The 18,589-nt window shown below is 75.0% G+C and carries 19 protein-coding genes; 7 read left to right on the top strand and 12 right to left on the bottom strand.

What is annotated here, in order from left to right:
- Positions 1–17: 17 nt before the first annotated feature.
- Positions 18–857 (bottom strand): SDR family oxidoreductase, encoded by an 840-nt coding sequence (locus KPF47_RS05165; protein WP_224387396.1) that lies wholly within the window; start codon positions 855–857, stop codon positions 18–20.
- Positions 858–936: 79 nt separating this feature from the next.
- On the bottom strand, positions 937–1,578 hold the full coding sequence (locus KPF47_RS05160; protein WP_224387395.1) for a TetR/AcrR family transcriptional regulator: 642 nt from the start codon (positions 1,576–1,578) through the stop codon (positions 937–939).
- Between the two features lie 116 nt (positions 1,579–1,694).
- Between KPF47_RS05160 and KPF47_RS05155 the strand changes: the two genes are divergently transcribed.
- Together KPF47_RS05155 and KPF47_RS05150 are read left to right on the top strand one after the other, a co-directional pair.
- Positions 1,695–2,096, top strand: a complete 402-nt coding sequence (locus KPF47_RS05155) for a hypothetical protein (RefSeq protein WP_224387394.1) — start codon at positions 1,695–1,697, stop codon at positions 2,094–2,096.
- Positions 2,097–2,149: 53 nt separating this feature from the next.
- Positions 2,150–2,962 (top strand): GntR family transcriptional regulator, encoded by an 813-nt coding sequence (locus KPF47_RS05150; protein ID WP_224387393.1) that lies wholly within the window; start codon positions 2,150–2,152, stop codon positions 2,960–2,962.
- A gap of 6 nt (positions 2,963–2,968) precedes the next feature.
- Here the strand turns inward: KPF47_RS05150 and KPF47_RS05145 are convergent, their stop codons facing one another.
- Entirely contained in the window at positions 2,969–4,126 is a 1,158-nt protein-coding gene (locus KPF47_RS05145; protein ID WP_224387392.1) for a TDT family transporter, read from the bottom strand.
- A 70-nt stretch (positions 4,127–4,196) separates the two neighbouring features.
- Between KPF47_RS05145 and KPF47_RS05140 the strand changes: the two genes are divergently transcribed.
- Positions 4,197–5,087 (top strand): LysR family transcriptional regulator, encoded by an 891-nt coding sequence (locus KPF47_RS05140; protein ID WP_374108797.1) that lies wholly within the window; start codon positions 4,197–4,199, stop codon positions 5,085–5,087.
- A 42-nt stretch (positions 5,088–5,129) separates the two neighbouring features.
- Here KPF47_RS05140 and KPF47_RS05135 read toward each other — a convergent pair whose 3' ends face one another.
- From KPF47_RS05135 to KPF47_RS05115, 5 genes are all read right to left on the bottom strand, one after another.
- Positions 5,130–5,528: a group 1 truncated hemoglobin gene (locus tag KPF47_RS05135; RefSeq protein WP_224387391.1), complete on the bottom strand. Its 399-nt coding sequence runs from the start codon at positions 5,526–5,528 to the stop codon at positions 5,130–5,132.
- Positions 5,529–5,622: 94 nt separating this feature from the next.
- Positions 5,623–7,338: a hypothetical protein gene (locus KPF47_RS05130; RefSeq protein WP_224387390.1), complete on the bottom strand. Its 1,716-nt coding sequence runs from the start codon at positions 7,336–7,338 to the stop codon at positions 5,623–5,625.
- Positions 7,245–10,088, bottom strand: coding sequence for a non-ribosomal peptide synthetase (locus tag KPF47_RS05125; RefSeq protein WP_224387389.1), 2,844 nt, complete (start codon positions 10,086–10,088; stop codon positions 7,245–7,247). Before KPF47_RS05125 ends, KPF47_RS05130 begins: the two co-directional genes overlap by 94 nt.
- A 129-nt stretch (positions 10,089–10,217) precedes the next feature.
- On the bottom strand, positions 10,218–10,934 hold the full coding sequence (locus KPF47_RS05120; RefSeq protein WP_224387388.1) for a hypothetical protein: 717 nt from the start codon (positions 10,932–10,934) through the stop codon (positions 10,218–10,220).
- Between the two features lie 24 nt (positions 10,935–10,958).
- Complete coding sequence (locus KPF47_RS05115) at positions 10,959–11,369, bottom strand: STAS domain-containing protein (protein ID WP_224387387.1); 411 nt, start codon at positions 11,367–11,369, stop codon at positions 10,959–10,961.
- A gap of 174 nt (positions 11,370–11,543) precedes the next feature.
- Here KPF47_RS05115 and KPF47_RS05110 point away from each other — a divergent pair, with 174 nt between their 5' ends.
- Genes KPF47_RS05110 through KPF47_RS05100 form a run of 3 tightly spaced genes read left to right on the top strand, consistent with a single transcriptional unit; the run spans position 11,544 to position 14,831 of the window.
- Complete coding sequence (locus tag KPF47_RS05110) at positions 11,544–12,827, top strand: amidohydrolase family protein (protein WP_224387386.1); 1,284 nt, start codon at positions 11,544–11,546, stop codon at positions 12,825–12,827.
- A 47-nt stretch (positions 12,828–12,874) separates the two neighbouring features.
- Positions 12,875–13,822, top strand: a complete 948-nt coding sequence (locus KPF47_RS05105; protein ID WP_224387385.1) for an NADP-dependent oxidoreductase — start codon at positions 12,875–12,877, stop codon at positions 13,820–13,822.
- 52 nt (positions 13,823–13,874) lie between these two features.
- Complete coding sequence (locus tag KPF47_RS05100; protein ID WP_224387384.1) at positions 13,875–14,831, top strand: TIGR03557 family F420-dependent LLM class oxidoreductase; 957 nt, start codon at positions 13,875–13,877, stop codon at positions 14,829–14,831.
- A 12-nt stretch (positions 14,832–14,843) separates the two neighbouring features.
- Here the strand turns inward: KPF47_RS05100 and KPF47_RS05095 are convergent, their stop codons facing one another.
- The 4 genes from KPF47_RS05095 to KPF47_RS05080 all read right to left on the bottom strand — a co-directional run bounded on the left by KPF47_RS05095 (position 14,844) and on the right by KPF47_RS05080 (position 17,464).
- On the bottom strand, positions 14,844–15,713 hold the full coding sequence (locus KPF47_RS05095) for a hypothetical protein (protein ID WP_224387383.1): 870 nt from the start codon (positions 15,711–15,713) through the stop codon (positions 14,844–14,846).
- Positions 15,710–16,588, bottom strand: coding sequence for an ATP-binding cassette domain-containing protein (locus KPF47_RS05090; RefSeq protein WP_224387382.1), 879 nt, complete (start codon positions 16,586–16,588; stop codon positions 15,710–15,712). Before KPF47_RS05090 ends, KPF47_RS05095 begins: the two co-directional genes overlap by 4 nt.
- Positions 16,585–16,977 carry a GntR family transcriptional regulator gene (locus KPF47_RS05085; protein ID WP_100879270.1) on the bottom strand — a complete coding sequence of 131 codons (393 nt, stop codon included), beginning with the start codon at positions 16,975–16,977 and terminating at the stop codon, positions 16,585–16,587. The genes KPF47_RS05090 and KPF47_RS05085 overlap by 4 nt, the downstream gene beginning before the upstream one ends.
- Before the next feature lie 127 nt (positions 16,978–17,104).
- Positions 17,105–17,464 carry a hypothetical protein gene (locus KPF47_RS05080; protein ID WP_224387381.1) on the bottom strand — a complete coding sequence of 120 codons (360 nt, stop codon included), beginning with the start codon at positions 17,462–17,464 and terminating at the stop codon, positions 17,105–17,107.
- A gap of 124 nt (positions 17,465–17,588) precedes the next feature.
- Here KPF47_RS05080 and KPF47_RS05075 point away from each other — a divergent pair, with 124 nt between their 5' ends.
- Positions 17,589–18,584: a zinc-dependent alcohol dehydrogenase family protein gene (locus KPF47_RS05075; protein ID WP_224387380.1), complete on the top strand. Its 996-nt coding sequence runs from the start codon at positions 17,589–17,591 to the stop codon at positions 18,582–18,584.
- Positions 18,585–18,589: the final 5 nt, after the last annotated feature.

The raw sequence follows: 18,589 nt of genomic DNA, 5'->3' as shown, positions 1-18,589 counted from the left end.
GGGGCGGCCGCCCCGGCTCAGCCCCTCCCGCGGCGCGAGCGGACGACCCCGGTGACGATCCGCTGGTAGGTGGTCGGGAGCAGCCGCACCATGGAATCGATGGCCCAGGCGTCCGGTCCGATGAGGACACGGCGCTGGTTGCGCCGCACGCCGTCCAGGATGGTCTTCGCCGCCCGGTCCGGGGTGGTGGTGAGCATCCGCTCGAACTCGGCCGTGGCGTCGGCGGCCGGGCGGCCGGTGGCGGCGGCGACGCTGTCGTCGACCCGGGCGGCCTTCGCGATGTTGGTGCGGATGCCGCCGGGGTGCACGCAGGTCGCGGACACCGGCGACCCGGTGAGCTCGAGGTCCTGGCGCAACGACTCGGTGAACCCGCGCACCGCGTACTTGCTCGCGTTGTAGCCGCTCATGAGGGGCTGCGCGGCGACGCCGAAGATGCTCGACAGGTTGACCACGTGGCCGGTGCCCGCGGCCTCCATGTGCGGCAGGAACGCCTTGGTCCCGTACACCACGCCCCAGAAGTTGATGTCCATGATCCAGCGGTAGTCCTCCAGGGACAGCGCCCCGGTGGTGCCCGACAGCGCGACGCCGGCGTTGTTGACGATCATGTGCACCGCGCCGTGGTCGGCGACGACCGCGTCGGCCCAGCCGTACACGGCCTTCTCGTCGGCCACGTCGAGCTCGGTGGTGGTGACCCGCACCTGCGGCCCGGTCAGCGCGGCGGTCCCGGCGAGGCCCGCCGCGTCCCGGTCGGCCAGGGCGAGGTGGCATCCGTCGCCCGCCAGGCGCAGGGCCAGTGCGCGCCCGATGCCGGAGCCGGCTCCGGTGATCGCGGCGGTACGACCGGTGAAGGACTTCATCGTCGGCTCCTCACGAGCGGGGTGTGGTCGGCGACCCTAATCCGATGACACGTGATTCCACATGGCGGGGTGACGGGCGTCATCCGAGTCCGGTGCCGCCCACCGGGAAGAGGGCGAGCGCGTCGGTGACCCGCTCCCGGGGCGGGTCGAAGCCGTTCGTCGTCCAGGTCATGACGACGTGGCTGATCCCGCCGATGACGGCGTCGGCGCGCAGCCGGGTGGCGGTGGCGTCGGTGGCGTCGGTGGCGTCGGTGGGGGAGGGGGCGCCGTGGTCCGCGGTGAGCGCCAGGAGCAGCCGTCCGAAGCCGGACATGGTCTCCAGCGAGATCCGCTCGACCTCCGGGCTCACTCCGAGCACCTCGAACCAGACCACCCGAGCGAGCCGCGGGTCGTCCTCCACCACCCGCAGGAACGCGTCGAGACCGGCCCGGGCCAGCGTGAGCGGGTCGGTGCCGGGCGCCGCGGCCAGTGCGGGGGGCACCGCGTCGCGCAGCCGGGCGGTGCACCCGGCGTAGACGGCGAGCAGCAGCGCCTCGGTGCCGTCGAAGCACTCGTAGAAGTACCGGTCGGCGACGCGTGCCTCCCGGCAGATCCGGCGCACGGTGGCCGCCCGGTAGCCGTCGGTGCCGAGGACCTGCAGCCCGGCGTCGAGGAGCCGTCGGCGACGGTCCTCGGCCCGGTCGTACGCGGACGCGCCCGCGTAGGTCCGGCCGGTGCTCATCGGGCCATTCCAGCACGGGCGGGTGACGGTGGGACCGTCCACGATCCGGGACGGGTCGTAACACTCCCGGGTATCCGCTTCGATCACCAGAGCGACGTCGGACGTGAGGCGGGTGGATGGACGGCACGGGACCGTACGGGCGGTACTACGCGGAGCGGGCCGCAGCGGGCCGGCGCACCGTGCTCTGGCCGTGGGTGCTGCTGGCACTGGTCGTGCCCGCGGTGCCGGCCGCGGCGTTCGTGCACGGCGACGACCGGGCCGAGGCGACCGCCGTCCACCGGCCCGCACCCGTCCCGGTGCGGGTGGCGGTCGAGGGCGTGTACCGGGCCGGACTCGACCTCGTCCCGGGCACCTGGAGCACCGACGGGCCCGGCCCGGGCCGGGAGTGCGGCTACACCCGCAGTGGAGCGGACGGCACCGAGGTGTCACGCGGGGTCCTGCACGGTCCGGCCGCCGCTCGGATCCTCGACGGCGAGTCGGTCGTCTTCACGGGTGCGTGCACCTGGTCGGTCGCCTGACCCCGGTCCGGTCGCCCGCCGCCCGGTGACGGCCCGGTCCGTACAGTCACGGGGTGGGCGCCGCCGAGCGCGGTCCGGGGCCGGGACCGGCCGTGCTCCGCCGCGAACCGGGGCGGCTGTTGTGGGAACAGCTGCTCGAGGACCTGCGTCGCCGGCTGGACTCCGACGCCTTCACCCGCGGCTTCCCCGGAGAGCTCGCCCTGGGCCGGGAGTACGGCGTCAGCAGGCACACCGTCCGCCAGGCGGTGAAGGTGCTGCGCGACGAGGGCCGCGTGGTCGGGACGCGGGGCCGGCCCTCGCGCCAGGCGGCGCCGGTGGAGACCGCCCAGCGCCTGGGTGCGCTCTACAGCATCCACGAGTCCGTGCGGGCGATGGGACTGGAGCAACGCAGCGTCGTGCGGGCCCTGGACGTGCGCGCCGACGGCGTCGTCGCGGCGCGGCTCGGGCTGGAGGAGTCGACACCCCTGGTGCACCTGGAACGGCTGCGCCTGGCCGGGGGCGAGCCGCTCGCACTGGACCGGGTGTGGCTCCCCCACGACCTGGCCGCCCCCCTGCTGCACGCCGACTTCACCGGCGTCGCCCTCTACCAGCGCTACGCCGAGCTGTGCGGCGTCGTCCCGACCGGCGGCGAGGAGACGATCCAGCCGCTCCTGCCCACCCCGGCCGAGCACCGGCTGCTGGGCGGGAGCCCGTCGACCGCCGCGTTCTCGGTGTCGCGGCTGGGCAGCGCGAAGGGCCGCGCCGTGGAGTGGCGACGCACGCTGGTGCGCGGTGACCGCTTCGTGCTGCGGGCCGACTTCGCCACCCGCGACGGCTACCAGCTCGACCTGCTCGGGTCCCCCGACCGGAGCGACCCCCGTCGCTGAGACGCCTCACGCGGGGTCCAGCAGGTTCCCGCGGACGAGCGCGCCGTGCACGGTGCGGGTCGCGACGACGAGCCAGGCGACCACCAGCAGCGCGTACAGCCCCACCGCGACGACGGCGAGCGCCGGCGTCCCCAGCCGTGCCACCAGCAGGTTGGTGCCGGTCACACAGGTCCCCACCGGGAAGGTGAAGCTCCACCAGCCCAGGGTGAACGGCAGGCCCCGACGGGCGGCCCGCAGCGTCACCGCGGCCGCCAGCGCCAGCCACAGCATCGCGAACCCCCAGACCGGGACGCCGTAGACCACCGCGACCACCGGGGCCGCGGACGCGTAGGGCTCCGGCAGGCTGCCCGGAGCGGCGTCCGCCAGCAGGCCGGCCGCGGTGACCGACTGGCCCAGCGGGCCGAGCACGATCCACAGGGTGGGGACGGCCGCCGCCGGGCCGGGGCCGTGCACGACGAGCCGGTGCCAGATCTGCGGGAGCAGGGCCAGTGTCGCGAACAGGCTCATCCCGAACAGCGCGACGCAGGCGAGCAGCAGCGTGGTGCAGCCGGGGCCCGGTGCCAGGTGGACGACGAGCAGCGCACCGTCCGCGGCCGACACCATCGGGGGCACCACCGGCAGCAGCCAGGCGGGGGACACCGCGTCCGGTCCGATGCGGTGTCCGGTGATCATGAGATACGGCACGCCGACCGCGGTGACCAGCCCGAACACCGTCCCGGTCAGCCACAGCGCTCCACTGGTCAGGAGGGCGGCCGGGGCGCCGAGCACGGCCGGGCCGAACTGGACCGCGCCGGCGCCGACCGTCATGAGCGCCATGGCGACCGCGCCGTAGGACTGCACGGCCACCGGGTCCGCGGCGTGCGCGCGGGCCCGCTCGGGGAACCGCACCCGGTGCGCCACCGTCGCGGCCACGAGCACTACCAGCAGCGTCGAGGCCAGGCACCACACCCCGGTCGCCCACGCGGTCAGCAGCGGGGACTGGACCGGCAGCGTCGCGGCCGCCCCGCCGACGATCCCGGTGCCCATCACCGCGGCGAACCAGTTCGGCCCGAACGAGCGGACCGCGTCGCCGGGGGTGTCGAGCTCGCGCAGCAGCCCGAGGCGGGCGAACGCGTGCGGCGCCTGCGGGGCGGCCGCGGCCGGGGGCCGGAGGTGGGTCGTCATGCCTCCACGGTCGGCCGGTCGGGGGCCCGCCGGTACCCGGCGCCGGGTTGCGGAGTCACAATCGGAGGTTGTGACCCTGTCCCCGCGCGTCGCCGACCTGGTGCCCTACGACCTGCTGGTCTCGGTCGCCACCCTGGGGAGCATGGGCAGGGCCGCCGCGGCCCACGGCATCTCCCAGGCCGCGGTCAGCGCCCGGGTCAGGACGCTGGAGGCCGCGCTCGGGCTGACCCTGCTGGAGCGGTCGCCGCGCGGCACCCGGCTCACCCCGGACGGCGCGCTCGTGGTCGAGCGGGCACGGGCGGTGCTGGACGCCGCGCACGCCCTCGACGAGGGCGTCGCCGCGCTGCGCACGGACCGGGCGGCCCGGCTGCGGGTGGCCGCCAGCTTCACGGTCGCGGAGTACCTGCTGCCCCGCTGGCTGGTGGCGCTGCGCGCCGAGCTGCCCGGCACCGCGGTCACGCTGACCTCGCACAACACCGCCGAGGTGGTCGACGACGTCCGCTCCGGCGACGCCGACCTGGGGTTCGTCGAGGGCCCCGACCTGCCCGCGGACCTCGACGGGCAGGTCGTCGGCCGGGACCGGCTGGCGCTCGTCGTCGCGCCGGACCACCCCTGGGCCCGCCGGCGCGCGGTCGAGGCCGCGCAGCTCGCCACGACCCCGCTGGTGGCGCGCGAGCCGGGATCGGGGACCCGGGAGTTCCTGGAGCGCGCGCTCGGGGCGCTCGCCCCGCCGGTGCTGGAGCTCGGGTCGACGACGGCGATCAAGAACGCGGTCGCGGGCGGTGCCGGGCCCGCGGTGATCAGCGGCCTGGCCGTCGCGGCCGAGGTCGCGGCCGGGACCCTGCGCACGGTCCCGGTGCGCGGCGCCGACCTGCAGCGACGCCTGCGCGCCGCGTGGCGGCGGGGCCGCGCGCCGTCCGGGCCCGCGCTGGTCCTGGTGCGTCTCGCGGCCCGCCGCTGACCGGTCCCGGGGGTGCGGCGGGCACGCCCCGGGACCGGCCGGTCAGGCGGCCGAGGGCTGCTGTCGCACCACCTCGGGCCGGTAGCGCTCGATGATCTCCATGAACTCGGTGTGCTCGGCCGTGGGCACCCCGCAGAAGTTCAGCGTGGAGGAGATCTCCAGGGCCACGGCGTCGAACTGCTCGTCGGTGATGGCCAGGTTCTCGTGCGCCGTCACCATGTCCAGGCCGGGGTAGCAGGGCGGCCCGCCCGCGGCCTGGACCGACCAGGCGGTCACCAGGAACTTGTAGCCGGGTGCGTTGGCGGGCACGCCGTGGTGGGCGTGCACCCCCTCGTTCGCGTTGACCGAGGCGTTCGCGAAGAGCCGGTCGACCAGGATGTCGACCGCCCCGGCGATCGCGTAGATGCCGCCGAGGCGGTCGTACAGGGTCTGCTCGGGCATGACGTCACTCCAACTCCGTTGTCGGGACCGGTTCACGGTCCCTTGCGGAGGGGGTGTCGTCAATAGTGCACAACCGGTTTCCGGGGTCGTCGGGTCAGTCGTCGACGGCGTGCTGGCCGGGTCGCGAGCCGTACCCGGTCAGCGACGGGACCTGGGCCCGCAGCCCGGACGGCAGGTGCCGGGCGAGATCGTCGCGGGCGTCGGACCCGAGGCTGCGGGCCAGCGTGTCGAGGACCGCGACCGAGGCGTTGGTGGCCCAGGCGACGTCGTGCAGCTCCAGGTACTGCTGCACCCGCGACAGGAACACCTCCTCGGTGAACGGCTGGGTCAGCACGGGCACGACCGAGACCGGGACCGGGAGCTCCGCGGCCGCCGCCGACCGGTGGTCGGGCACCGGCGCGTCGTCGGCCTCCGGCTCGGCCGGGTTGCCACCCCAGCGCTCGCCCGGGCCCACCTGCTCACCCTTCATCAGGAACGAGTCGGCGGCCAGCGTCGCGCCGTCGCCGAGGTCGGTGGAGTAGTGCACGAACGCCCGCACGCCGACGGACACGCCGTCGCCGACCCGGATCCGGCCGGACTCGAAGCGGCCGTCCTCCAGCGAGTGGCACTGCAGGACCGACCCCGCGTTGAGCACCACGTCGTCGCCCAGACAGACCAGGCTCTTCTCCGGGAGGGCAGCGCCGTCGTCGAACACCCGCCTGCCGGCGGTCAGCCCGGCGAGCCGGTTGCGCCACACGAGCATCGGGGTCCCGGCCAGCACCGGACGGACGTAGAGCTTCCAGAGCCGCTCGTGGAACCAGAAGTAGCGGTCGTAGATCGACGCCGTCCGCGGCTGCAGGCCGCGGAAGCCGAGCGTGGCGCGCTCTAGCAGTGCGGACCACACCATGAGCAGCAGCGGTCCGAGGAACACGGCCGGGCCGAGGGCCCACAGGCCCCACACCGGCCACAGCGCCACCGAGACACCGAGCGGGACCAGCGCGACCGCGACGCCGAGCGCGCGCAGCAGCACCGTGACGACCACCGTGGAGGCGTTGTAGCGGTTCTTCGACCGCAGCCGGTGGGCCAGCTCCTCGTCGGTCGCCGGGTGGTTCGGGTGCGGTCCCGTGCCGGTGCGCGGGATCTCCATCGGCGGGGAGCCGAGCAGTCCCACCCCGGTCCGCACCGGACCGTCGACCGGGACCATGACCTTGGTCGCGAGCAGCACGTCGTCGCCGATCCGGGCGTCCGGCGGGAGGTGCACGTCGTTGCCGACGAAGTTGTCCCGGCCCAGCCGCACCGGGCGGATCCGGAACGAGTCGTGCGACAGCTCGGTGTTCATCATCCGCAGGCCGTCGGAGACGATCGTCCCGGTGCCGACGCGGGCGTGCCGCGGCGACTCCTGACGGAGCTGGGTGCCGAAGTTCGACCCGGTCTGGCGCAGGTCGTCCAGGTCGTAGCCCAGGCCCTTCAGGTAGCCGGTGATGAACGAGCTGTCGCCGAGCAGCAGCACCAGGAAGCGCGCGTTGGACACGCCGGTCACGATCTGCTGGGCGACGTGACGCACGCCGTAGAGCGGGAAGGTCCGGTCGACCGGCACGAACAGCGCGGCCAGCCGCGGCAGCGTCAGTACCGCGAGCACGCCCACCAGCAGCGCGAGGACGACCAGCGCCACCACCGCGACGGCGCCGACCAGGAAGAACCACCAGTGCGCGCCCATCTCGGTACCGGTCAGCCCGATCAGCCCGGCCACCCGCGGGGCGAAGCGGGCGAACGCGGCGACGACGAGTGCCGACACCGCCGTGGCGAGGGCCCAGGCGAGTCCGGCGAACACCGCCGAGTAGACGACCCGGCGCAGCCGTCCCGCCCCGACGGCCGCGGGCCCGCGGTAGTCCGAGTCGGACGGACCGCGGGCGAGCCGTGCCACACCCGGCCGGCGGGCACGGTGCTGCCGGGACGCAGTGCCGAGGCGTGGCCCAGCTGCGACCCGTCCTGCATCCAGGTCCGGATGTCGAGGACGGCGGCCTCGCCGACGACGCAGTCGTCGCCGATGCCGACCGGGCCGAACTCCAGCGCGCCGGGTACCGCCCGGTAGCCCTGCAGCGACGCCTCGGGGTGCACGATCGTGCGGGCCCCGACGCGCACCAGGTCGGTCGCGACCGGGACGGCACCGAACAGCGCGCTGCCGCGCCCGATGCGCGCTCCGAGCAGCCGCAGCCACGCGGTGTACAGCGGGGTACCGGCGGCGAGCGCCATCGGGTTGGTGCGGATCAGCGTCGAGACCACCCAGAACCGCAGGTAGGCGGCACCCCACAACGGGATGCGGCGTTCGCGGAAGCGCCCGACCAGCGTCCATTTGGCGACCACGGGCAGCAGCACCAGACCGAGGAGCACCCCGCCGGACCAGATCGCCGCCCGTCCGGTCAGCGCCCACGCGTCGGGCGCGGCGGAGACCCAGCGGTAGCCGAGGACGAGCACCGCGGCGGCGGCGAACCCCGATGCCAGCAGCGACAGCAGCTGCGCGACCCCGGTCAGCGCGTGCGCCACCGGACGGGCGCGCACCGGCTCGACCGGCTCCGCCGCCGCCGTCGGGGCGACGTCGCCGAGCGCGGCGGAGAGCCGGCGCACGGTGGGGTGGCGGTAGACGTCGCGGGCGGACACCGACGGCAGGTCGTCGCGGCGGCGCACGGCGGCGGCGAATCCGGCCAGCAGCAGGGAGGTGGCGCCGAGCTCGTCGAAGAAGTCGGCCTCGACCGAGATCTCGGCGGCCTCCACCCTCAGCGCGGAGGCGAGCTCGGCGACCAGGCCGCGCTCGACGTCGGTCGCCGGGCCCACCACCGGTCCGGTGGCGGCGACCCGGCTGCCGGTCGGGGCGGGCAGGTTCTTGCGGTCGGCCTTGTCGCTGGTGGTCATCGGGATGACCGCGAGGTGCTCGAGGTAGGCGGGCACTATGTAGGACGGCAGCCGGTCCTGCAGACGGGCCCGCAGATCGGTCGGCGGCTCGGCGCCGCGGACCAGGCTGTAGTAGCCGACCAGCTCCTTCGTGCCGGACGTCGGCTCGAACGTGTCCACGACGGCCATCGCGACCGACGGGTGGTCCTGCAGCACGGCCTCGATCTCGGACAGCTCGATGCGGTAGCCGCGCACCTTCACCTGCAGGTCGATGCGGCCCCGATACTCGATCTCGCGGCCGGGGTTGATCCGTGCGAGGTCGCCGGTGCGGTAGATCAGTCCGGACGGGTTGTTCGGCAGGTCGACCGGCGCAGGCACGAACACCTCGGCGGTCTTCTCGTCGCGGTTGAGGTAGCCGTCGGCCAGGCCCACCCCGGCCACGGCCAGCTCCCCGGTCTCGCCGAACGGCAGCACCCGGGTGGGGTCGGCGGCGTCGAGGACGAGGGCCGCGTAGGTCGGCAGCGGCGTCCCGATCGTGACCGGGCGGTCCGGGTGCACCACCGCCATGGTCGCGGTGACGGTGGCCTCGGTGGGCCCGTAGACGTTGAGGAAGCGGCGCTGCGGGGTCCACCAGCGCCGGATCAGGTCCTGCGGGCAGGCCTCACCGGAGACGAGCAGGAACCGGATCGCGTCGAGGTCGGCCTCGACCGTGGCGAGCAGCGTCGGCACCACGCACATCGCGGTGACGCGCCGCTCGACGAGGAAGTCGTGCAGGTCCTCGCCGACCAGCGACACGCCGGCCGGTTTCGGGACGAGCGTGGCACCGGTCAGGAACGACGTCCAGATCTCCTCGACCGAGAAGTCGAAGGCCAGGGTCAGCCCCTGGTACATGCGGTCGTCTGCGCGCACGCCGTACTCGGCGGCCGCCACCCGGACGAAGTTGCAGATCGCCGGGTGCCCGATCACGACGCCCTTGGGGCGGCCGGTGGAGCCGGAGGTGTAGATCAGGTAGGCCGGGTGGTCGCCCTCCGGCGCGCGCCGGGTGTCCGGGCCCAGGCGCTCGCCGGAGCGGACGGCGACGGCGGCGGCCGCGGCTCCGGTCACGGAGAGGATCTCGACGTCGCCCCGCACGGGCCCGCCGACCTTCGCCAGCGCGCTGTCGGTCACCAGCAGCAGCCCGGCCTCGGAGTCGGCGAGGATGAACGCGACCCGGTCGGCCGGGAATCCCGCGGCCATCGGGACGAACGTGGCGCCGGCCTTGAGCACCGCGAGCATCGCGGTGTAGCTCTCCACCGGGTCGTCGAGCAGCAGCCCGACGACGTCACCGGGGCCGGTGCCACGCGCGTGCAGGTGCCGGGCGAGCCGGTTGGCGCGGGCGTCGAGCTCGGCGAAGGTCAGCACGGCGTCGCCGGTGTCGACCGCGACGGAGCCCGGGTGGTGGTCGACGGCCTCCTCGAAGACCTCGGCGAGCTGCTCGCCGGGCCGCGCCCGGGAGGCCTCCAGGGAGGCGCCGGGGACGAGCACGCGGTCGTCGAGCGGACGGCTGTCCCGACGACGGGGACTCGGCACCGGCCGTCGGGTCGGGGAGGGGCGGTACGGCAGGTCCCGGCGGATCACCTGGGGCTGCCCCGGCTGCGTGGCGCGGTCGTCGCCGCCACCGGCCCCACCGGTGAGGGCCGATCGGTTGGACACGTCGGACATGTCTCCGGCCTACCCCCTCGTCGGGGTGGAAAAAGTGCAGGTAGAGCGTGGCAATCATCACTCGCAAACCGGTGAACCCCGAACGGTCGGACTGCGTAGCCACCGGTGACGAGCTCGTCGTCAGGACCGTGACGACGGCCGTCGTACCGCTCTCACCAGGGTGTCGACGAGGTCGTCGCCCAGGTCGTGATCGTGATCCGCCGGCAGTTCGACCCCGTGGTCGTGGAACCACGACGCCGGGGCCTCCGGGTGCGGACCGACGATGCCGACCGCTCCGTCGCCGGAACGGGTGACACACGCTGCAACGGTGCCGTCGGCGTAGGTGGCGAGGATCTCGGTGTCGGCGAGCACCCTGCGTGTCGGCCGGATCACCCCACCGTCCTGGAAGTACATCCGCCGTTCCGCCCCGCGCCACCGCACCGTCACCAGGGCCGGGTCCGGGGTGGCCGGATCGGCCCCCGGACGGGACCAGTACTCGTCGACCGCGACGTCCACCAGGTTGAGGAAACCGCGCTCGACGAGGAACGCGCCCATGCACACCCCGAGGTAGCACCCGCCACCGCGGACGAACCGGCGGATCGCCCCCTTGTCGGCTCGCAGCCTGCGGAACGCCGCCTCGTCGTCGCCGGAGGCGCCGGGGTGGGCGAACAGCACCGTGTCCGGATCGGACAGTGCCTCCCGCAACGGGCGGTCGCCCGCCGGACCGGCGGTCCGGACGTCGAACCCGTGTCCGCTGCGGCGCAGCAGGTCGGCGACGGCCTCGGTGTCGTCGGTGTGGTCCTGCGCCGACGGCCTCGTCCAGGCGTCGGCGAACACGACGGCGACCGGCCGGGTCATCGGTGCCGCCCGTGCACGACCGGCTCAGGCCCCCAGGGCGGTGTCGAGGTCCGGGTACCAGGTGATGACCTGGTCGAGCCCGGTCATGCGCACCGGCCGGATCACCGCCCGGTTGCCCGGCCCGGTCACCCCGTCGAGGCGGACCCCGGCCTCGCCCGCCGCCCGGGAGGAGCGGACCACGGCGGTCAGGCCGTGCGACCCGAGGAAACCGACCCCGGACAGGTCCAGCAACGCCCTCGCGGGCCGGGTCTGGTGCAGCATCTCCGACATCCGGACCCGGATCGCGTCGGCCTCGGCGAGGTCGACGTCACCGATCACCTCGAGGACGGTGACCCCGGGCACCGGGCTGTGCTCGCGCAGGCTGACCCGTGAGAGCGGCTCCGGCCAGCTCCCGGCGTGCGCCGGACGCCGGCGCCCGGGCTCGGCCGTGGTCACGACGACCCGCCGACCGCGGGCGCGACGGGTCGACGACCCCGCCTGCCGGATGGGGCGGGGCCGCGAGCCCGGGACGGTGCGGCCGCGTCGATGATGGGATCACCGTACCGGGCGTCGGCCGGTTGTCCACCGGTCGACCTGCGGGATCCCGGCGGGGGAGACAGTGTTCACCGGGTGAGCACCTGCGCCGCACCGGCGACCCCCGACCCGGCCGTCACCGTCGTCCGGCGTGCCCGCGTCCCCGGCCGTGACGGGGCCGTCGACATCGTGCTGGCCGGCGGCCGGATCCGGTCGGTGGGCGGGGTGGTGCCGGACGGGCTGCCCGGGATCGACGCGGGGGACCGGCTGGTCGTGGGCGGCCTCGTCGACGCGCACCTGCACCTGGACAAGGCACTGACCGCGGACCGCTGCTCCTGGTCCGGCGGCACGGTCGAGGACGCGATGGCCGAGACCGCGGCGATGAAGGCGGACTTCACCGTCGACGACGTCGCCACCCGTGCCGGGGCCGTCCTGGCGTCCTGCGTCGCGCACGGCACCACCCGAATCCGGACCCACGTCGAGCTGGACCCGACGGTCGGGCGGCGTGGGCTGGAGGGGGTGCTGCGGGCCGCCGCCGACTGGGCCTGGGCGGTCGACGTCGAGATCTGCGTGTTCGCCCAGGACGGCCTGACCGGCTCACCGGATACCGCCCGGCTGCTCGACGAGGCACTGGGCGAGGCGCGCGCGGCGGGTCGGCGCACCGTCGTGGGCGGTGCCCCCTACGCCGACGACGACCCCGCGGGTCAGCTGGACCGCGTGTTCGGGCTGGCCGCCGACCACGACGCCGACGTCGACCTGCACCTGGACCTGTTCGACGGGACCGCCGAGGGCGCGCTGATCGGCACGCTGTGCGCGCTGACCGAACGCGCGGGGCTCGGCGGACGGGTCACCGCGGGCCACGGGACGGCCTGGTCGTTCCTGGAGCCGGACCGGCGGGCCGCGGTGCTGGACCGCTGCGCCGGGACCGGTGTCGGCGTCGTCGCACTGCCCTCGACCGACCTGTTCCTCACCGGGCGGCGGACCGGTGCCGGTGCCCCGCGCGGGGTCGTCGTCCTGGACCGGCTCGTCGAACGCGACGCGGCGGCTGCGGTGGCCACGAACAACGTCCGCAACGCCTTCACCCCCTACGGCGCCGGTTCGCTGGTCCGGATGGCCAACCTCTACGCCAACCTGACCCACCAGGCGTCGCCCGAGCAGCTGGCGGCCTGCCTGGACCTGGTGGGGCCCCGGGCGGCCCGGGTGCTCGGCGCACCGGCCCGGACCACCGGGGTCGTCGCCGGCGCCCCGGCCGACCTGGTCTGCCTGGACGCGCCGGACCCGGGCACGGCGGTCGCGTCCCTCGCACCGGTCCGCTGGGTGCTCAAGGGCGGCGTGCGCACGGTCACCGGCGGCTCCGCGCAGCTGCACCCGACGGTGTGACCCGGCTCATCGGTGCAGCCGGTGGCACAGCGGGAACGCTGCCCGACATGAGCACACGCGAGGGCAGGGCCGTGCGGTTCGACCGGTACGGCGGTGTCGACGAGCTGTACGTGACCGGCGTCGGGTTCGACGATCCCCGCCCGGGTCGCGTCCTGGTCGAGGTGCACGCGGCCGGGATCAACCCGGGTGAGACCGCGGTGCGCGAGGGCGTCTTCGCCGACACCTGGCCCAGCACGTTCCCCAGCGGGCAGGGCAGCGACTGGGCCGGGGTCGTCGCCGCGGTCGGCGAGGGCGTCACCGACGTCGAGCCGGGTGACGACGTCTTCGGCTGGACCGACGACCGCGCCTCCCAGGCCACCCACGTCGACGTGCCCGCCGAGCAGGTCCTGCGCCGCCCGGCCGGGCTCGACGCCGTGACGGCAGGCGCGCTCTACGTCGCCGGGACGGCTGCGGTCGCGTCGGTCGCGTCGGTGGACCCGCAGCCGGGCGAGACGGTGCTCGTCTCCGGCGCCGCGGGTGGGGTGGGGCAGATCGCCGTGCAGCTGCTGACACTGCGCGACGTGGAGGTCGTCGGGATCGCCTCGGAGCGCAACCACGCGCGGCTGCGCGAGATGGCCGTGACGCCGGTGGCCTACGGGGACACCCCGGAACGGACGCTGGCGAACCTGCGCGCCGCGGTGCCGGACCGGGTGCACGCCTTCGTCGACCTGTACGGCGGCGGCTACGTCGCGCTCGCCCGCGAGCTCGGCATCGCCCCGGAGCGGATCAACACCATCATCGACGTCGAGGGGGCGCGGACCCACGGTGCGGCCACCCGGGGCACCGCCGACGCCTCGGGGCGCGACGACCTCGCCGCGCTCGGCGCGCTCGTCGCCGACGGCGCCCTGGAGGTCACGATCGCCGACCGGTTCCCGCTCGACGGGGTCCGTGACGCCTACACCGAGCTGGAGCGGCGGCACACCGCCGGGAAGATCGTCCTGCTGCCGCAGGAGTGATCGGGGACCCCGGGGGAACCCACCGGGCACACCCGAGGAGAGGACACCCGTCGTGCAGATCGGCTTCAAGCTCTTCGCCGAGGCCTACTCGCCGCAGGAGATGGTCCGCCAGGCCGTCCGGGCCGAGGAGGCCGGTTTCGACTTCGTCGAGATCTCCGACCACTACCACCCGTGGCTGGAGAGCCACGGGCACTCCGGCTTCGCCTGGTCGATCCTCGCCGCGATCGCGATGCGGACCGAGCGGATCGGCCTGGCCACCGGCGTGACCTGCCCGACGATCCGCTACCACCCGGCGATCATCGCCCAGGCGGCCGCGACGACCGCGCTGCTGTCCGAGGGCCGGTTCACCCTCGGCGTCGGCTCGGGCGAGCAGCTGTCCGAGCACGTCACCGGGCACCCGTGGCCGGTCGTCGGCGTGCGGCACGAGATGTTCCGCGAGGCGCTGGAGATCATCCGGCTGCTCTGGTCCGGCGGCTACCGGACCTACCGCGGCACGCACCTGTCGATCGAGGACGCGCGGGTGTTCGACCTGCCCGAGACGCTGCCGGAGATCGCCGTCGCCGCGGGCGGGCCGAAGGCGGCGCGGATCGCCGGCGAGCTGGGGGACGCCCTGTTCGTCACCGAGCCGCGCACCGACCTGATCGAGGCCTACACCGCCGCCGGTGGCACCGGCGCCCGCTACGCCGAGGTCCCGCTGGCCTACGCCGGCACCGTCGACGCGGCGCTGGAGTCCGCGCACCGGCTGTTCCGGTTCGGCCCCACCGGCTGGAAGATCCAGTCCGAGCTGCCGAACGTACGCAACTTCGAGGCGGCCACGGCCTTCGTGCGCACGGAGGACATGGCCGAGGCGTTCGGGGCGGGCCCGGACGTCGAGACCCACGTCGAGACGGTGCGGGGCTTCGCCGACGCCGGCTACGACCGGCTGGCGCTGATCAGCGCCGGACCGGACGTCGAGGAGTTCTTCGCGTTCTTCGAGGGTGAGCTGGCGGGCCGGCTGCGCGCGCTCTGACCCGCAGGCGGCTCACCGGCCCAGTGGCCGGCGCAGTCGTGCGAACAGCCATGCGGCGGCGCCGGCCGCCAGGACCAGGTGCAGCGCGACCTCCGCCCAGTGCAGCGGCCAGCGGTCGGTCGCAGGGTGCACGAGCACGTAGTTGCCGTCGATGCCCGCGGCCCGCAGGCAGGCGACGTCGTCCTGGGTGCAGCCGGTGCCGGACGCACCGCTGCGCAGGCCACCACCGGTCAGGGTGTAGCCGGAGTCGAGACGCTGTTCCCCGGCGCCCGAGGAACCCCCCAGCGGGAGCGGGCCGGTCCGCAGCCGGGGCGCGACCAGGTGGCCACGCAGGGCCGTGATCGCCACCTCGGTCACGACGACGGTCGCGAGCGTCAGCACGGACGCGGCCAGGACCCGGCGCAGCAGCAGCCCCGTCAGCACACCGATCGTGAGCGCGGACAGGGTGCGGGCGAGCGGGACGAGCCCGGTCGCGGCGACGGTGCGCGCGTCGTGCCAGGGCTCGGTCGCGGCGAGACCCGCGTACACCGCGGCCGCGGTGACCACGGTCGTGACGGCGACGCCCCCGCCGACCAGCAGGGCCGAGCCCGCCCAGCGACGCCGGGACACGGACTGGGTCAGCAGCAGCACGTGCGTGCCACGCTCCAGGTCACCGGCCAGCAGGGGAGCCCCGAGGAACGCCCCCACCAGGGCCGGTGCCGCGAGCACCAGGTACCCGGTGACGTCCGACACCCGGTTCTCGATCACCCCGAACGGGTCGCGGGCGACGGTGTCGAGTGCGTCCACCGCGGCCAGCACGACGAGCGCCAGGCACAGTGCGACCCCCAGCCCGGCGGTGACGAGCAGCGCGCCGCGGTGGGTGCGCCAGACGCCCCACGTCATCGGGACCCCTCCCGCCCGGCGGCCGCGCGGAGGTGACCGACGACCACCTCCAGCAACCCCGGGGCGTGCGCCCGCCACCCGGCGGGCGGCTCCGGCCGGCTGCGGCCGCGGACGAGGACGGTCTGCCCACGACCGTGCACCCGCTGCTCGACGACGGTGTGGTCGTCCGGCCAGCCGGTGTCCCCGGCCGGACCGTCGAGGATCCGGTGCTCGGCCAGCAGGTCGTCGATGTCGGCGTCGATCAGGACCCGCCCGCGGTCGAGGAACAGCAGCCGGTCGCAGCTGTCCTGCAGGTCCTCGACCTCGTGCGAGGCGAGCACCGCGGTCGTCCCGGTGCCGGCGACGTGCGCGGTGACCGCGGCCAGCACCCGGCGGCGGGTCAGCGGGTCGAGTCCGGCCAGTGGTTCGTCGAGCAGCAGCAGGTCCGGCCCGGGGCCCAGGACGAGGGCGAGCGCGAGCACCGCCCGTTGCCCGCTCGAGAGCGCCGCCGTCCGGCGCTCCGCCGGGAGCTGCCCGGTGAGGTCGGCGACCCGGCGGTCGTCCCAGCGGCCGGGGTTGAGCGCCGCCCCCAGCCGCAGCGTCTCGGCGCCGGTGAAGTCGTCGGGCAGCGGCTTCGACGGAGCCAGGTGGCCGACCGCCGGGTGCGGCCCGCCGGTGGGCACCGGTGCACCGAGCACCTCGGCGGTGCCCTCCGTCGGGAGGTCGAGCCCGGCCAGCAGGCCGAGCAGCGTGGACTTCCCGGCGCCGGGCGCGCCCGTCAGGGCGACGACGGAGCCGGGCTCGACGGTGAGCGAGCAGTCGCGCAGCGCCGGGGTCCCGCCGAAGCGGCGGCCGAGCCCGGAGGTGCGCACCGCATCGGTCGTGGCGGTGGTCATGCGTCTCCTCGGTCGTAGTGCCGGTCGAGGGCTGCACGCACCAGCGCGTCGGCCTCCTCCCGGGACAGCCCGGTCGTGACGGCGCGGGCCGCCCAGTCCTCGAGCTCGGCCCGTAGCGGCGAGTTCGTGGCGGGCCCCGAGGCCGTGGCGTCGGGGCGGACGAAGGTCCCGACACCGCGCTTCGCCTCGACCAGCCCGTCCCGCTCCAGCTCCCGGTAGGCCTTGAGCACGGTGTTCGGGTTGATCGCGGTGGCCTCGACGACCTCACGGGCCGTCGGCAGCCGGTCCCCGGCCCGCAGCGTGCCCAGCAGCAGCGCCTCCCGCGTCTGCCGGACGATCTGTGCGTACGCAGCCACCCCGGAGCGCCGGTCGATCCGGTACTCGATCACCGGTGCCTCCTCTCCGGACGGTGGTGCCACATCATGCGGGCCGGGTGCCGATCCCCCACCGGCACCCGGCCCGGCGGACGGCCTGCGCTCCCCGGATCCCCTCCGCCCGGGGAGCGCAGGCCGTGGCTCAGGCGATGATCCCGCAGCTCAGGCGCGTCTCCTCGGTGGCGGGCCGGACGTCGCAGTAGGTGCGCAGATCCGGGTTGAGCAGTGTCCGCTCGCCGATGGTCACCCCGTTCTCGCTGACCACGATCCGCTCGTAGCCGCCGCCCTCGGTCGGGATGTCGCTCCGGCCTCCGGCGGGAAGCGTGAAGGAGTACCCGCTCCCGTGGGGGCCCAGGACCGTCACGTCCACCGGTCCGTGGCCCGACGTGACCGTCAGGGGTGTCGGGTCGATGGTGACCGGGTCGGCGAGCGCGGTGCCGGTGGCGCCGCCCATCGCGATCGCGGCGGCCAGGATCCCGATGATCGTGCGTCGTGCGTGCATGTCGTGTCTCCCCCTCGGTGTCGCCTGATTCCTACTTTCACTAGTTAACTAGTGAAAGTAGGGAAGTGCAACCCCTCCGGTCGGAGGGGGCGGCGCGTGTCCGGCGGGCGGCAGGGTGGCGGCCATGAACAGGGTCGTTCGCTTCACCGAGCTCGGCGGTCCCGAGGTGCTGACGGTCGTCGAGGAGCCGGTGCCGCAGCCGGGGCCGGGGGAGGTCGTCGTCGCGGTCGAGGCGATCGGGTTGAACCGGGCCGAGTCGATGTTCCGGCGCGTCGAGTACATCGAGCCGACCCGGCTCCCGGCCGGTCTGGGCTACGAGGCCGCGGGCACCGTGGCCGCCGTCGGCCCCGGTGCCGGCCGCTGGTCGGTGGGGGACCCGGTGAGCGTCGTCCCGGCGTTCTCGATGAACGACCACACCGTCTACGGCGACCACGCGCTCGTCCCGGCGCGCGCACTCGTCCCGCGGCCGGTGGACGCGGTCACCGGGGCGGCGACCTGGATGCCGTTCCTGGTCGCCTACGCGGGGCTGCTCGAGCCGGGTGCGCGGCGCCCGGCCGTGCTGCAGCCGGGCGACCACGTCCTGGTCACGGCGGCGTCGTCGAGCGTGGGGCTGGCCGCGATCGCGACCGCGAACCGGATCGGCGCCGTCCCGATCGCGACCAGCCGCAGCCGTGCCAAGGCGCAGGCACTGCTCGACGCCGGCGCCGCGCACGTCGTCGCGACGGGGGAGGAGGACCTCGTCGACCGCTGCCGGGAGATCACCGGCGGACGGGGCCTGGACGTCGTGTTCGACGCCGTCGCCGGACCTGCCGTCGAGACCATGGCCGACGCGGTCCGCCCGGACGGCACGATCGTCATCCACGGCAGGCTCTCCGGCGAGCCGACGGTCTTCCCGACGGCGACGCTGCCCGACCTCGTGGTCCGCTCGTTCACCCTGTTCGCGATGACCCGCGACGCCGAGCGCCTGCGCCGGGCGGCCGCCTTCGTCGTCGCGGGGATGCGGGGCGGGGACTTCGCACCGCAGGTGGACCGGGTCTTCGACGGGCTCGACCAGGTCGTCGCCGCGCACGAGCACCTGGAGTCCGGCTCCCAGGTCGGGAAGATCGTCCTGCGGCCGTGAGCGGG

Source organism: Pseudonocardia sp. ICBG1293, assembly GCF_020131355.1.
GTDB lineage: Bacteria > Actinomycetota > Actinomycetes > Mycobacteriales > Pseudonocardiaceae > Pseudonocardia.
This window is presented reverse-complemented; position numbering and strand designations above follow the sequence as displayed.